The following is a 14511-nucleotide window of genomic DNA, read 5'->3' as shown; positions in this document are numbered from 1 at the left end:
GATGGCGACCATTCTTCTGCAGGCGGCGGGGGCAGCGCTCGGCAGCGTGTTCGGGCCGCTGGGCGCCATCGTCGGGCGTGCGGCAGGCGCGCTGGCGGGCTCTGCCATCGACCGCTCGATCCTCAACGGCATGACGACGGTGACCGGCGCGCGGCTGGGCGATGCCCGCGTGCCGGGCGCCGAAGAAGGCACGGCCATTCCCCGCGTCTACGGGACGATGCGGATCGGGGGGACGCTGATCTGGGCGACGCGTTTCGAGGAGCAGGTGCATCGCGAGCGGCAGGGCGGCAAGGCGAGCGGGCCGCGCGTCGAGACCTTCCGCTATTTCGCGAATGTCGCGCTCGGCCTTTGCGAGGGGCCGATCGCCGGCATCCGGCGCGTCTGGGCGGACGGGCGGGAGCTCGATCTCTCGACCGTCGAAATGCGGCTGCATACCGGAGCCGAGAGCCAGGCGCCCGATCCGCTGATATCGGCGAAGCAGGCGTTGGGCGAGACGCCGGCCTATCGCGGCCTTGCCTATGTGGTCTTCGAGCGCCTGCCGCTCGGGCCTTACGGCAACCGGATTCCGCTGTTGCATGTCGAGGTCATCCGCCCGGTCGGGCGGCTGGAGAAGCAGATCCGGGCGGTGACGATCATTCCCGGCGCGACGGAGCATGGCTACGACCCCGCGCCGGTGCAGGAGAAGACCGGGCCGGGGGAGGCCCGCATCGTCAACCGCAACGTCTTTCATGGCGAGACGGACTGGCAGGCCTCGCTGGACGAGCTGCAGGCGCTTTGCCCGAACCTCAAGCGCGTGGCGCTGGTCGTTTCCTGGTTCGGCACCGATTTGCGCGCCGGGCAGTGCCGGATCCTGCCGGGCGTGGAGACGCGCGAACGAGGGCGGGAGAGCCGCGAATGGTCGGTCGCAGGCGTGGAGCGCGAGGCGGCGCATCTGGTGAGCCGCAATGGTGGTGGCCCGGCCTATGGGGGCACGCCCTCCGACCGGAGCGTCGTGGCGGCCATCGCCGATTGCAAGGCGCGGGGGCTGGAGGTGTTTCTCTATCCCTTCGTGATGATGGATATTTCCGCCGCCAACACCCTGCCGGACCCCTATGGCGGGGTGCGGCAGGCGGCCTATCCCTGGCGCGGGCGGATCACGGCGGCGGTGGCGCCGGGTCTGCCGGGAAGCACAGATAAAACGCCGGCCGTGCGCGGCGAGATTTCGGCGTTTTGCGGTGCGGGTACGGTAAACGACAACGGGGGGGCTGGGGGCGCAGATGGGCGGTATCGCGCTTTCGTGCTGCATTATGCGCGGCTGGCGTGGGATGCGGGCGGGGTGAACGGCTTCGTCATCGGCTCGGAGCTGCGCGGTCTGACGACGCTGCGCGACGGGGCACGCCGGTTTCCCTTCGTCGAGGCGCTGACGGTGCTGGCGCAGGATGTGCGCGCGACCGTGGGGCCGGCGACGCGGCTGACCTATGCGGCCGACTGGAGCGAGTATTTCGGCTACCACCCGGCGGATGGATTGGGCGACGTCCACTTCCATCTCGATCCGCTCTGGGCATCGCCGGCCATCGATGCGGTGGGGATCGACAACTACATGCCGCTATCGGACTGGCGGGACGGCGACATCGCCGAGGGCAACCCGGACGGGCAGCGGACGCCGGAGGACGGGGCGAAGCTCAAGGCCATGAATGCAGGTGGCGAGGGCTTCGACTGGTATTATGCCAGCGAGGCGGACCGGACGGCCCGCCGCCGCACGGCGATCACCGACGGGCTTGCGGGCAAGCCGTGGATGTTTCGCGTCAAGGACATCGGCGCGTGGTGGGCGAACGCGCATCACGAGCGCATCGGTGGCGTCGAGCAGGCGGTGGCGACGGCCTGGGTGCCGGGCATGAAGCCGGTCTGGTTTACCGAGACAGGCTGCCCGGCCATCGACAAGGGGAGCAACCAGCCGAACGTCTTTTCCGATCCGAAATCCTCCGAGAGTGCGGTTCCGTATTTTTCGGGTGGCGGGCGCAGCGATGCGGTGCAGCGGCGGTTTCTGGAGGCGAGCCATGATTTCTGGCAGGGCGCGGATGCGCCTGCGGGCGTCGATCCCGACCATATGTTCGTCTGGACCTGGGACGCGCGGCCGCAGCCGGCCTTTCCCGCAGCCCTCGACGTCTGGGCGGACGGTCGCAACTGGCAGGTGGGACACTGGCTGAACGGCCGGCTGGGCACGGCGACGATGGCCGACACGATCGCCGCCATTCTGGCCGATCACCGGTTTGCGGACGGCGACACCGATCTCGTCTGCGGCGATCTCGGCGGCTATGTGCAGGCCGAGCAGATGTCGGCGCGCGACCTTCTGGAGCCGCTGATGGCGGCGGCGGGCATCGATGCGGTCGAGCGGGGCGGGCGGCTCGTCTTCCGCTCGCGCCTGCTGCAGGCGGGACCGCCGACCCGGCTTGAAACGCTGGCGGAGGTGAAGGATGCGCCGCTGACGCAGGACCTGCGCGGCGATGCCGGCGACTATGCCCGCGAGGCGATCCTCGACCATCTCGACCCCACAAGCGATTATGGCCGGACGACGGCGCGCTCGCGCAGGGCAGCGCCCGGTAACGAGCGAATCCTGCGGCTGTCGCTGGCGGGGACGCTGCACGAGGCGGCGGCGACCGATGCCGTGGACGCGGCGCTGCGCGATCATCAGGCCGGGCGCCGGCAATTGAGCTTCGCGCTGCCGCCGAATGCGCTTGGGGCCATGCCGGGGGATATCGTGACCGTCCCTGAAGGGCCGTCCGGGACGTTCGTCATCGAGCGGATCGACGATGGCGAGGTGCGCCGGGTGGAGGCGCGGGGCATCGTCATGGGTGGTGCCAGCCGCTTGGTGCCGCAGGCGCGGGTGGCCGCGAATGGCCACAGCGCCTCTGCCGCCTTCGCGCCGCTGGTGCACCTGATGGACCTGCCGCGCTACACGGACGGGGACGCGGCCAGTTTTGCGCGGGCGGCGGTGTTTGCACGGCCCTGGACATCGGTGACGCTGTCGGCCTCGCCGACGCGCGAGGGCTATGCGGCGCGACTGTCGTTGGCGCGGCCGGCGCGGACGGGAACGCTCGTCGCGGCGCTCGGCGTCGGCGTTTCCGGGCGGTTCGACCGTGCGAATGCGGTGACGCTCGACCTGCATGCGGGGGAGCTGACGTCGATCAGCGATCTCGCGCTGTTTCAGGGTGAAAACCGGATGGCCGTGCTGTCGCGCAACGGCGCCTGGGAAATTCTCGGCTTCGGTCTGGCCGAGGAGATCGCGCCCGGACGCTGGCGGTTGTCCCGGCTGCTGCGCGGGCTTGCCGGATCGACCGATGCGCAGGGGGCGGGTGCGCAGGGCGGTGCCGCGATCGTGATCCTCGACGCGGCCGTGCAGCCGCTGGGCCTGAGCGGTGCGGAAGCGGGCCAAGTGCTCAACTGGATCGTCGAGGCGCAGGGCATGCCGGCCGGTGCGGCGGAGACCTACAGCTTTGCCGGCGGCCTGCGCGCGGAAACGCCGCTCGCGCCGGTGCATCTGAGCGCGCAGCGGGATGCCGGGGGTAACCTGACGCTCCGGTGGATCCGCTGCGCGCGTGCCTCCGCCGATGCCTGGCTCGACGGGGAAACGCCGCTCGACGAACCTGTCGAGGCCTACCGTGTCGAGATCCTCTCGGGCGCGCAGGTGGTGCGCGCAAGCGACACGACCACGAACGCTTTCGCCTATCCGCTGGCGCAGGAGATCGCGGATTTCGGGGCGCGGCAGAGCCAGGTGTCGGTGCGGGTGCGGCAGCGGGGGCAGGTGGTGGCGCTCGGGCTTCCGGGTGAGGCGCTGCTGGCCGTGTGAGACAGGTGGGGCCGATCGCAGCTGTGAATTGCCGGAAGACACGCCGGAAGCGGCCATCGGACGGCGGATCAGGGCTTGATCCGGAGCGGAGAAAGTGGCGTAAGTCGCGCATTCATTCGCCATTCAGGCAGGGACCCCTAATACACACGCAACACCTCGGAAATGCGAAAGTGCGTTCATGCCGTCACCGCTGATCATCGCGATGCTTGTCGGAAGCCTGGCCGGAAGCCTGACGCTGCTTCCGCTGCCGACGGCGGCGGCGCCCTTCGGGGCCGGTGCCGCCGTGGCGGACGTGGAAGCCCTGCAGGTCGCGCCCGTTTCCGGCGATTGCAGCTCGGCGGCCTCGCAGGTCGTCGAGGAAACCGGCGGCGACCTGCTGTCGGTGCAGATGACCTCGGACGGACAATGTGTGGTGACGGTGCTCATTCCCGGCAATGGCGGACGACCGAAGAAGGTGACGATGCGGGTGCCGATGTAAATCGGCCCTGGGAGGACTGTGCCTCTTCCATGGAATGGCGGGGGCGGGCACTGAACGCAATGCTGCCGGGCTTGCCCGGTAAGGTCCGTGACGACGGACAGACGGAGAGTGGTATCTGATGCGCATTCTGGTGGTCGAAGACGACGTGAACCTCAACCGGCAGCTGACCGACACGCTGAAGGAAGCCGGCTATGTCGTGGACCAGGCCTTCGACGGCGAGGAGGGGCACTATCTCGGCGAGGGCGAGCCCTACGACGCCATCATTCTCGACATCGGCCTGCCCGAGATGGACGGCATCACCGTGCTCGAAAAATGGCGTGGTGCCGGCCGGCGCATGCCGGTGCTGATCCTCACTGCCCGCGACCGCTGGAGCGACAAGGTCGCCGGCATCGACGCCGGCGCCGACGACTATGTGACGAAGCCGTTCCATGTCGAGGAAGTGCTTGCCCGTATCCGCGCGCTCATTCGCCGCGCGGCGGGCCACGCGACGTCCGAGATCGTCTGCGGCCCGGTGCGGCTCGACACCAAGGGCTCTAAGGCGACGGTCAACGGCATCGCGCTGAAGCTGACCTCGCACGAGTTCCGGCTGCTCTCCTACCTGATGCACCATATGGGGCAGGTGGTGTCGCGCACCGAGCTGGTCGAGCATATGTACGACCAGGATTTCGACCGGGACAGTAACACGATCGAGGTGTTCGTCGGGCGGCTGCGCAAGAAGATCGGCAACGACCTGATCGAGACCGTGCGCGGGCTCGGCTACCGCATGCAGGCGCCGGGTGTCGTGGAAAAGGGCGTCGCGGAAAAGGGCATGGCGGACAAGGACGCGAAGTCTTGAGGCGCGGCTGATGCTGCGGCTGCAATCCCTCACCGCCCGCGTTCTCCTCGTCTCCACCATCTGGGCGGCGGCAGCGCTCGTGGTGATCGGCGTCGTCATCTCGACGCTCTACCGGCAGGGGTCGGAGCGCGGCTTTCAGGACCTTCTGCGGGCGCAGCTCTACAACGTCATCAACTCGATCGTCGTCAACGACAAGGGCGTGCTCGCCGGCAGCCCGCAACTGGGCGACCTGCGGTTTTCGCAGCCGCAGACGGGCTGGTACTGGATCGTCGAGCCGATCGGCGAATTCAACACGCCGCCGCTGGTCTCGACCTCGCTCGGCTCCGGCAAGCTGCCGATCGTCAGTGTCGACGACGTGCCGTTCGACATCCGCTACGAGCGTTTCTACACGACGCTCGACAGCTTCGGCAACGAGGTGGAGGTGGCCGAGACCGAAGTGGTGCTCGACATTCAGGGCCGCACCGCAAGGTTCCGCATTGCCGGCAACCGCGATGTGCTCGAGGCCGATATCAACGATTTCAACCGCAATCTCTATCTGGCGCTGGCGATCTTCGGCTTCGGCGGGCTGGGCATGAACGCGCTCGCCATCCTCTTTGGCCTGCGCCCGCTGGATCAGGCGCGGCGGTCGCTTGAAAAGATCCGGGCCGGCGAGAGCGAGCGGCTGGACGGGGTGTTTCCGCGCGAGATCCAGCCGCTGGCAAGCGAGGTCAATGCGCTGATCGACAGCAACCGGCGCATCATCGAGCGGGCGCGCATGCAGGTGGGCAACCTCGCGCATTCGCTGAAGACGCCGCTCGCCGTGCTGATCAACGAGGCGCGGGTGCTGGAGGCGCCGCATGGCGAGCTCGTGCGCAGCCAGGCCGACGCCATGCAGGTGCAGGTGCAATCCTACCTCAACCGGGCGCGCATCGCCGCGCAGCGCGAATCCGTGCTGGCGCGCACCGAGGTGGAGCAGGCCCTGGAGCGGCTGGTGCGCGTGATGCGCCGTCTGCATTCGGAAAAGACGTTTCTCCTGACGATCTCGCCGCCCAACCTCGTGCTGGCGATGGAGCAGCAGGACGTGGAGGAGACCGTCGGCAACCTGCTCGACAATGCCGCGCGCTATGCGCTGAGCGAAGTCCGGATTACGGCGCATCTCTCGGGCGAAGGCGTGCAGGGGCTCGACCCCGGACGGCGCGCCTGGATCACGGTGGATGTGGAGGACGACGGGCCGGGCATCGAGCCCGCACAGATCGCCATGGCGATGAAGCGCGGGCGGCGGCTGGACGAGAGCAAGCCGGGCACCGGCCTCGGCCTTTCGATCGTGCGGGAGATCGCCGGCGAATATCACGGCACGCTGGCCATGGACCGCGCAGAGATCGGCGGCCTGAGAGCGACGCTGGTGCTGCCGGCCGCTTCGTGACGGGCGGCACGCGCTGCGGCGTGCTTTTTCGACACGGGTCGGCGGGAAATGAACCGATGTCGTTGCTTATTTCGCGATGAGCTGTTGCCCGCCTTTTGCGGCAATGCAAAATAAGCCCATCATTGCTTGCCCATGAAACCCGGATCCGCTTCGCGCATGACAGACAGACACCGTTTTCCCCGCATGATCAGGCTCGCAACCACGGGACTTCTCGTCGCGCTGGGCGTGGCGAGCGGCTGTGCCTCCAAGTCCGCCGGGCCGACGACGGCGGCACTCGGCGGCGTGGCGACGCGGGGTGGCGCATCGTCCTCCTTTATCGCGGCACTCGGCAACGGCATCATCGGGCAGAACGCCAACGTGAAGCTGTCGGGTGCGGATCGTCAGCGGGCGCTGGAAGCGGAATATCGGGCGCTCGAGGCCGCACCGGGCGGCCAGCCGGTCGTCTGGCAGGGCAGTGGCATGCGCGGCTCGGTCGTGGCGGCGGCGCCCTATCAGGTGGGCTCGCAGAACTGCCGGCAGTACAGCCATACGGTGACCGCGGGCACCGCCGACAACGTCGCGCGCGGCGTCGCCTGCCGCAATGCCAACGGCACCTGGACGCCGCTGACCTGACGCCGGCTTTCACGGCCGGCAAGGCAGCGGTCGGCGTATCGCCGTCCAGCCGATGCCTCAATTTTCCGTCATGCCCGCTTTGCCGATTGGAACACGGCTGTCCGCATAGTATGGCTGCGAGGTGGGTCTGATCCGTCTGCCGCCGAGGCATCAGGAAGGGCTCAATGACGGAGCGTCCTGTCGGGCGCGCTGTGAGGGCTTGAAAGACTGGACATGCTGTTCTGGATCATTGTTGCCGTGATGACGGCCACCGTCTCGGCGCTGCTGCTTCTGCCGCTGTTGCGGGCAGGTGGGCCAAGCACTGTCGCCGGACAGCATGACGCCGAAGTCTATCGCGACCAATTGGAAGAACTGAAACGGGATGCGCGGAACGGGCTGATTGCGCCCGAAGAGGCCGAGCTTGCCCGCGCCGAGATCGCCCGGAGGCTGCTCGCCGCCAGCGCCACGGCGGATAAGGACAGGGTGCCGAACGGGACGTCTTCGGCTGGCAGGGCCAACCGGCTGGCGCAGGCGGCTGTCATCGTCGTGCTGCCTGTGGTCGGGCTCTGTCTTTACTTGACGACCGGCAGCCCGGAGTTGCCCGATGCGCCGCTGGCCGCGCGTCTCGCCGACCCCGGCGGCGACATCGAACTTCTCATCGCGCAGGCCGAACGGCAACTGGCCGCCAATCCGGACGACGGCGCCGGCTATGACGTGCTGGCGCCGATCTACTATCGGAGCGGCCGTTTCGACGATGCCATCTCCGCATTCTCCAATGCGATCCGCCTCAAAGGCCCATCGCCGCAGCGGCTGGGCGGCTATGCCGAAAGCCTGATCGCGCGATCCGGAGGACTTGTGGCGGCAGAGGCGCGTAAGACGCTGGAGCAATCGCTGGCGTTGCAGCCGAGAGATCCCCGCGCGCGCTTCTACCTCGCGCTGGGGCTGGAGCAGGACGGCAAGGCGACCGAGGCCCTGACGGCGTTTCGCGAGATCGTGAAGACCTCGCCGGCCGGCGCGCCGTGGCTGCCGCTCGTCAACGAGCATATTGCGGCGCTGGCGCCAGCCGATGGGGCGCCCGCAGCCGGCGAGGCCAAGCTAGGCGGGCCGGACGCAGCGGCGATCGCCAATGCCGAAGCCATGAGCACGGACGACCGACGGCAGATGATCGAAGGCATGGTGTCGAGCCTTGCCGCGAAGCTGAAGGAGGACCCCGCCAACCTCGAGGGCTGGCAGCGGATCATCCGCTCCTATGCGGTGCTGGGCGAGACCGCCAAGGCCGAAGGCGCGCTGCGCGAGGGGCTTGCGGCCTTTCCGCGCGCGGGAGACGGCGGCCGGCAGTTGCTGGCGCTGGCGGCGGAACTGGGCATCGATACGGGGGCGGCACCATGACGCGCAAGCAGAAGCGCCTGACGCTGATTGCCGGCGGCGTCGGATTCCTGACCATGGCCGTGCTGCTCGTGCTCTTCGCCTTCAGCCAGGCAGTGGCCTATTTCTACGTTCCCGGCGATCTGAAAAAGGCGCATGTTGCGCCGGGCACGCGCATCCGGCTGGGCGGGCTGGTTGCGGCGGGCTCGGTGGAGCGGAGCGCGGGCACGACGGTGACCTTTACCGTGACGGATACGCTGGCCAAGGTGCCGGTGACCTATACCGGCATGCTGCCCGACCTGTTTCGCGAGGGGCAGGGCGTGGTGGCGGAAGGGGCGATGAACGAGGCCGGCGTGTTCGTGGCCGATACGGTGCTGGCCAAGCATGATGAGACCTATATGCCGAAGGACGTGGCCGACCGGCTGAAGGCGCAGGGCGTCTCGCTCGGCGGGCAGGAGACGATCCGATGATGGTGGAACTCGGACATTACGCGCTGGTGCTGGCGCTGGCGACCAGCCTGCTGCAGGCCGCACTGCCATCCATCGGCGCCTTCCGGCGCGACGCGGGCCTGATGGCGAGCGGCACCTCTGCCGCCTACGCAACCTTTGTCCTCGTGGCGCTGTCCTTCGCGGCGCTGACGCATGCGCATGTGACGTCCGACTTCTCCGTCGAGAACGTCTGGGCCAATTCGCATTCCGCGATCCCGCTGATCTACAAATTCTCCGGCGTCTGGGGCAATCACGAAGGCTCCATGCTGCTCTGGATGCTGATCCTCACCTTCTTTTCGGCACTGGTCGCCTTCTTCGGCGGCAACCTGCCCGCCACCCTCAAGGCGCACGTCCTGTCGATCCAGGCGTTGATCGCCACCGCCTTCGCGCTCTTCGTGTTGCTGACCTCCAACCCGTTTGCGCGGTTGGTACCGGCGCCCGGCGAGGGGCAGGACCTGAACCCTGTGCTTCAGGATATCGGGCTCGCGATCCATCCTCCGCTGCTCTATCTCGGCTATGTCGGCTTCTCCGTCTGCTTCTCCTTCGCCGTGGCCGCCCTGATCGAGGGCCGTCTGGATGCGGCCTGGGCGCGCTGGGTGCGGCCGTGGACGCTCGCCGCCTGGAGCTTCCTGACGGCCGGCATCTCAATGGGTTCCTACTGGGCCTATTACGAACTTGGCTGGGGCGGCTGGTGGTTCTGGGACCCAGTCGAGAATGCCTCCTTCATGCCCTGGCTTGCAGGCACGGCGCTGCTGCACTCCGCACTGGTGATGGAAAAGCGCGAGGCGCTGAAGATCTGGACGGTGCTGCTGGCGCTAATGACCTTCTCGCTGTCGCTGCTCGGCACCTTTCTCGTGCGCTCCGGCGTGCTCACTTCGGTGCATGCCTTTGCGACCGATCCGCGCCGCGGCATCTTCATTCTCGTCATCCTCATTCTCTTCATCGGCGGCGCCCTGACGCTGTTTGCGATCCGTGCCGCGCGGCTGAAGGCGGGCGGGCTGTTCGCGCCGATCTCGCGCGAGGGCGCGCTGGTCTTCAACAATCTCATCCTGACGACGGCGGCCGCGACCGTGCTGACCGGCACGCTCTATCCGCTGGCGCTGGAGGCCCTGACCGGCGACAAAATATCGGTCGGTCCGCCCTTCTTCAATATGACCTTCGGCCTTCTGATGCTGCCCCTGTTGTTTGCCGTGCCCTTCGGCCCGCTGCTCGCCTGGAAGCGGGGCGACGTGCTGGCGGCCGGGCAGCGGCTGTTTGCCGCCGTCGCCTTCGGTCTGCTGGTCGGCGTCGGCGTCGCCTATGCGCAGGGCGGCGGTCCGGTTCTGGCGCTGCTCGGGATCGCGCTCGGCGCCTATATGATCGGCGGCGCGGTGACGGATCTCGTGCTCCGCTCCGGCCTCGGCAAGGTGCCGCTCGGCACCGCCTGGCGGCGTCTCTCCGGCCTTCCGCGCTCGAGCTTCGGCACGGCACTCGCCCATGCAGGCGTCGGCGTGACGGTCATCGGTATCGTCGCCGTGACGGCGTTCCAGAGCGAGCATATCCTGGCGATGACGCCGGGGCAGTCGACGGAGGCGGGGGGATACGCACTGCGCTTCGACGGCGTGAAGGCGGCCCAGGGACCCAACTATACCGAGGAACGCGGGCACTTCACCATCAGCCGCGCCGGCATCGTCGTCGCCGACGTCTGGTCGGCCCGCCGCCTGTACACCGCGCGGCGCATGCCGACGACGGAGGCCGGCATCCTCACCTTCGGGATGAGCCAGCTCTATGTCTCGCTCGGCGACGACCAGTCGAACGGCGGCGTCGTGGTGCGCATCTGGTGGAAGCCGCTGATCCTCTGCATCTGGGGCGGCACCGTCCTGATGATGCTCGGCGGCGCGGTCTCGCTCAGCGACCGACGCCTGCGCATCGGCGCGCCTTCGCGGGCGCGAAAGCCGGTCCGCGGACTGCCCGAGGCCGCGGAATGACAATGGCTCGACTGGCTCGACGGGCGCGCAAGGGCCTGCAGATGGCGGCGACGATGCTCGTCGCCCTGATGCTCGGGCTTCTGACGCTCGGACCGGCGCTGGCGGTCAACCCGGACGAGGTGCTGCCCGATCCGGCGCTGGAGGCGCGGGCGCGCGCCCTTTCGGCCGAGCTGCGCTGCATGGTCTGCCAGAACCAGTCGATCGACGACAGCAATGCGGAGCTCGCCAAGGACCTGCGGCTGATCGTGCGCGAGCGGCTCGCACGCGGAGACACCGACACCGCCGTGATCGACTATGTCGTCTCGCGCTACGGCGAATTCGTGCTGCTGAAGCCGCGCTTCGAGGGCAAGACCCTGATCCTCTGGGGAACGCCGGTCCTGCTGCTGGTCGCCGGTGGCGCAGCCATGCTGCTCGCCGCCCGTGGCCGCCGGCCGTCGCGGGTGGCGGGGGTGCCGCTGTCTGCGGAGGAAGAGGCGCGGCTGGATCAGCTCCTAAAATGAGCCTCCTCTGCATTTGGTTTACCAAATTATATGGACTTATATGCAGTTATATCATCATATATGTTTACGGCCATTATGGCGATAAACTCTGTAAAGTCGGTATATCATGGATGAGGTCCGAAACCCGTTTGCTCCCGGCGCAGGGACGCAGCCTCCTGAGCTTGCTGGACGTGACGGTATCATCAGCGAGGCCCGCATCGCCTTGCAGCGTGCCGTAAGGGGGCGCAGCAGCCGATCTCAGATGCTGCTCGGCCTGCGTGGTGTCGGCAAGACCGTTCTTCTCAACCGCATTCAGGAAATGGCGGAAGATGAGGATCATCTGACCTCCTTCATCGAGGCGCCCGAAAGCAATCGGATTGTCGATCTCTTGTATCCAAGACTCGTTCAGGTGCTTCGCAAGCTGTCCACGACGGAGCGCGCACGGGCCTCGGCGCATTCGGGAATGCGTGCGCTGCGCAGTTTTGCAAGCGCTTTCAAGATCGAAATCGGTGATATCTCCCTGTCCGTCGATCCGGAAAGCGGAACGGCGGATAGCGGCAATCTCGAATTCGATCTATCCGACCTGTTTCTCAAGATCGGGGAGGCGGCGAAATCGGCCGGCCGCGCCTGGACGCTGCTGATCGACGAGGTCCAATACCTGAGTTCCGACGACCTCTCGGCGCTGATCGTCGCTCTTCACAGGGCAAACCAGAAGGCGCTGCCCATTCTTTTCTTCGGTGCAGGCCTCCCGCAGGCAGCGGCTCTGTCCGGCGAAGCCAAGTCCTATGCAGAGCGACTTTTCACCTATCCCACCGTGGGTGCCCTGAACGCAGCCGATGCACAGGCCGCCATCAGAGGTCCGGTCGAGGAAGAGGGTGAGACGATCACCGATGACGCCATCCGTAACATCGTGGTGAAGACACAGGGCTATCCCTACTTTCTTCAGGAATGGGGCTATCAGGTGTGGAATACCGCTGACGCGTCGCCGATTTCGGGCGATGATGTCGATACGGCCTCGGTTGATGCGATACGCCGGCTGGACGAAGGCTTTTTCAGGGTTCGTTTCGATCGGCTGACGCCGAAGGAGCGGGACTACGTCATCTGCATGGCGGAACTGGGGAGTGGTCCGTACCGATCGGGCGATGTCGCCGAGCGTATGGGCGAGAAGGTTACGAGCCTTGGACCGACGCGGTCCAGCATCATACGGAAGGGCATGATCTACAGCCCGTCCCATGGGGATATCGATTTCACGGTTCCCCTCTTTGCAGACTATCTCCATCGGACCCGGGAGATCGACTGCGGCGCCTGATGGCTGGCAAAAAGCCAACATTACCAAATGTTCATGCCCCAGACATTCCCTCGTAAGGTGGGGGAGCCTATCTCTGTCGTCATCGGTTGTTTCCCTCCAGTCACAGCCAGAGCAGAGAAGAAAAGGTACATCAGGATGACAACGACACGTTCTTTCCGTCCCTCCCTCAAGACCGTCCTGAAGACGTCCGGCGTCGCGGGTCTGGCCGCCGTCATGCTCTCGACGGGCATCCCGGCCGCTATCACCAGTTCCTTTGCAGAGCCCGTCCGCATCACGGCGCCGCAGCAGGTTCCGAGCTTTGCCAATGTGGTCGATGCCGTCTCCCCGGCCGTCGTGTCCGTTCGCGTGCAGAGCCGCGCCAATCCCGTTTCCGAGGATGCCTCGAACGGCTTCTCGTTCGATTTCGGCGGTCGCGGTTTCGACGATCTTCCCGAGGATCACCCGCTGAAGCGTCTGTTCCGCGAATTCGGCGGCCCGAACGGCGGTCCGCAGCATGGGCCGAACGGCCCGCGCGCCGAACGCGGCCCGCACGGCAAGGGCGGCGAAGGTCGTCTTCGTCCGACCTCGCAGGGCTCCGGCTTCTTCATCACCGAAGACGGCTATCTCGTCACCAACAATCACGTCGTCAGCGACGGCTCGGCCTTCACGGTCGTGCTGAATGACGGCACCGAACTGGATGCCAAGCTGGTCGGCAAGGACAGCCGCACCGACCTCGCCGTGCTCAAGGTCGATGACAAGCGCAAGTTTACCTATGTGGGCTTTGCCGACGACAGCAAGGTGCGTGTCGGCGACTGGGTCGTGGCCGTCGGCAATCCGTTCGGCCTTGGCGGCACGGTGACGTCCGGCATCGTCTCGGCACGCGGACGCGACATCGGCTCCGGCCCCTATGACGACTATCTGCAGGTGGATGCGGCGGTGAACCGGGGCAACTCGGGTGGTCCGACCTTCAACCTCGAAGGCCAGGTCGTCGGCATCAATACCGCGATCTTCTCACCCTCGGGCGGCAATGTCGGCATCGCCTTCGCTATTCCCGCCTCGGTGGCGAAAGATGTGGTCGAGGACCTGATGAAGGACGGCAGCGTTTCGCGCGGCTGGCTCGGCGTGCAGATCCAGCCCGTCAACAAGGATATCGCCGACAGCCTCGGCCTTGCGGAAGCCAGCGGTGCGCTGGTGGTCGAGCCGCAGCCGGGTTCGCCGGGCGAAAAAGCCGGCATCAAGAAGGGCGATGTCGTGACCGCGGTCGATGGCGATCCGATCAAGGGACCGCGCGAACTCGCCCGCAAGATCGGCGCGATGAAGCCGGGCAGCTCGGTCGATGTCTCGCTGTGGCGGGACGGCAAGTCGCAGAGCGTCAAGCTGGTCATCGGCACGTTGCCGGACGACAAGCAGGAAGCGGCGGCTGAAACGACCCAGCCGGACGAGCCTGCGCAGCCCGCGAGCGAAAAGGCACTGGCGGATCTCGGCGTGACGGTGGCCCCTTCCGAGGATGGACAGGGCGTGACGATCTCGCAGGTCGATCCGGACAGCGACGCGAGCGATCGCGGCCTGAAGCAGGGCGAGAAAATCGTCTCGGTCAACAATCAGGAAGTGAAGTCTGCCGACGACATCCTGAAAGTGATCAGCCAGGCCAAGAAGGACGGCCGCTCCAAGGCGCTGTTCCAGATCCAGGCCGACAATGCCAGCCGCTTCATCGCGCTGCCGATCGACCAGGGTTGATGCTGCCTCGATAGAATGGCGCGCCGCGAAATCGACGAGGTTTCGCGGCGTTGCC

Annotated in this window: 11 protein-coding genes; all 11 read left to right on the top strand. The window is 66.9% G+C overall.

Annotated elements, in window-relative coordinates; translation table 11 throughout:
- Window position 1 precedes the first annotated feature (1 nt).
- The 11 genes from C8J33_RS07575 (at window position 2) to C8J33_RS07525 (ending at window position 14456) form a co-directional block, all read left to right on the top strand.
- Window positions 2-3826 (top strand): baseplate multidomain protein megatron, encoded by a 3825-nt coding sequence (locus tag C8J33_RS07575; protein ID WP_132663610.1) that lies wholly within the window; start codon window positions 2-4, stop codon window positions 3824-3826.
- A gap of 217 nt (window positions 3827-4043) precedes the next feature.
- Entirely contained in the window at window positions 4044-4304 is a 261-nt protein-coding gene (locus C8J33_RS07570; protein WP_422038079.1) for a hypothetical protein, read from the top strand.
- A gap of 118 nt (window positions 4305-4422) precedes the next feature.
- On the top strand, window positions 4423-5139 hold the full coding sequence (locus C8J33_RS07565; protein WP_132663608.1) for a response regulator transcription factor: 717 nt from the start codon (window positions 4423-4425) through the stop codon (window positions 5137-5139).
- Between the two features lie 13 nt (window positions 5140-5152).
- Entirely contained in the window at window positions 5153-6541 is a 1389-nt protein-coding gene (locus C8J33_RS07560) for an ATP-binding protein (protein ID WP_110733362.1), read from the top strand.
- Window positions 6542-6697: 156 nt separating this feature from the next.
- Window positions 6698-7153: a hypothetical protein gene (locus C8J33_RS07555; RefSeq protein ID WP_245507080.1), complete on the top strand. Its 456-nt coding sequence runs from the start codon at window positions 6698-6700 to the stop codon at window positions 7151-7153.
- 213 nt (window positions 7154-7366) lie between these two features.
- Window positions 7367-8521, top strand: a complete 1155-nt coding sequence (gene ccmI, locus C8J33_RS07550; protein WP_132663607.1) for a c-type cytochrome biogenesis protein CcmI — start codon at window positions 7367-7369, stop codon at window positions 8519-8521.
- On the top strand, window positions 8518-8967 hold the full coding sequence (gene ccmE / locus C8J33_RS07545; protein WP_132663606.1) for a cytochrome c maturation protein CcmE: 450 nt from the start codon (window positions 8518-8520) through the stop codon (window positions 8965-8967). Before ccmI ends, ccmE begins: the two co-directional genes overlap by 4 nt.
- Entirely contained in the window at window positions 8964-10952 is a 1989-nt protein-coding gene (locus tag C8J33_RS07540) for a heme lyase CcmF/NrfE family subunit (RefSeq protein ID WP_132663605.1), read from the top strand. The genes ccmE and C8J33_RS07540 overlap by 4 nt, the downstream gene beginning before the upstream one ends.
- Before the next feature lie 53 nt (window positions 10953-11005).
- The gene (locus C8J33_RS07535; protein WP_132664488.1) at window positions 11006-11452 is read left to right on the top strand and encodes a cytochrome c-type biogenesis protein; all 447 of its coding nucleotides are present in this window, start codon (window positions 11006-11008) and stop codon (window positions 11450-11452) included.
- A gap of 106 nt (window positions 11453-11558) precedes the next feature.
- On the top strand, window positions 11559-12740 hold the full coding sequence (locus C8J33_RS07530) for an ATP-binding protein (RefSeq protein WP_132663604.1): 1182 nt from the start codon (window positions 11559-11561) through the stop codon (window positions 12738-12740).
- A gap of 135 nt (window positions 12741-12875) precedes the next feature.
- Window positions 12876-14456 (top strand): Do family serine endopeptidase, encoded by a 1581-nt coding sequence (locus tag C8J33_RS07525; protein ID WP_132663603.1) that lies wholly within the window; start codon window positions 12876-12878, stop codon window positions 14454-14456.
- Window positions 14457-14511 lie beyond the last annotated feature (55 nt).

The sequence above is a fragment of the Rhizobium sp. PP-CC-3G-465 genome (assembly GCF_004343445.1).
In the GTDB taxonomy this organism is placed as follows: Bacteria; Pseudomonadota; Alphaproteobacteria; order Rhizobiales; family Rhizobiaceae; genus Ferranicluibacter; species Ferranicluibacter rubi.
Note: the sequence above shows the minus strand (reverse complement) of the source record. Positions and strands in the feature narration are given on the sequence as shown.

Coding starts and splice junctions, on each gene's coding strand:
- C8J33_RS07575 (WP_132663610.1), top strand. CDS start 2: ATGGCGACCATTCTTCTGCAGGCGGCGGGGGCAGCGCTCGGCAGCGTG.
- C8J33_RS07530 (WP_132663604.1), top strand. CDS start 11,559: ATGGATGAGGTCCGAAACCCGTTTGCTCCCGGCGCAGGGACGCAGCCT.
- ccmE (WP_132663606.1), top strand. CDS start 8,518: ATGACGCGCAAGCAGAAGCGCCTGACGCTGATTGCCGGCGGCGTCGGA.
- ccmI (WP_132663607.1), top strand. CDS start 7,367: ATGCTGTTCTGGATCATTGTTGCCGTGATGACGGCCACCGTCTCGGCG.
- C8J33_RS07565 (WP_132663608.1), top strand. CDS start 4,423: ATGCGCATTCTGGTGGTCGAAGACGACGTGAACCTCAACCGGCAGCTG.
- C8J33_RS07535 (WP_132664488.1), top strand. CDS start 11,006: ATGCTCGTCGCCCTGATGCTCGGGCTTCTGACGCTCGGACCGGCGCTG.
- C8J33_RS07525 (WP_132663603.1), top strand. CDS start 12,876: ATGACAACGACACGTTCTTTCCGTCCCTCCCTCAAGACCGTCCTGAAG.
- C8J33_RS07555 (WP_245507080.1), top strand. CDS start 6,698: ATGACAGACAGACACCGTTTTCCCCGCATGATCAGGCTCGCAACCACG.
- C8J33_RS07540 (WP_132663605.1), top strand. CDS start 8,964: ATGATGGTGGAACTCGGACATTACGCGCTGGTGCTGGCGCTGGCGACC.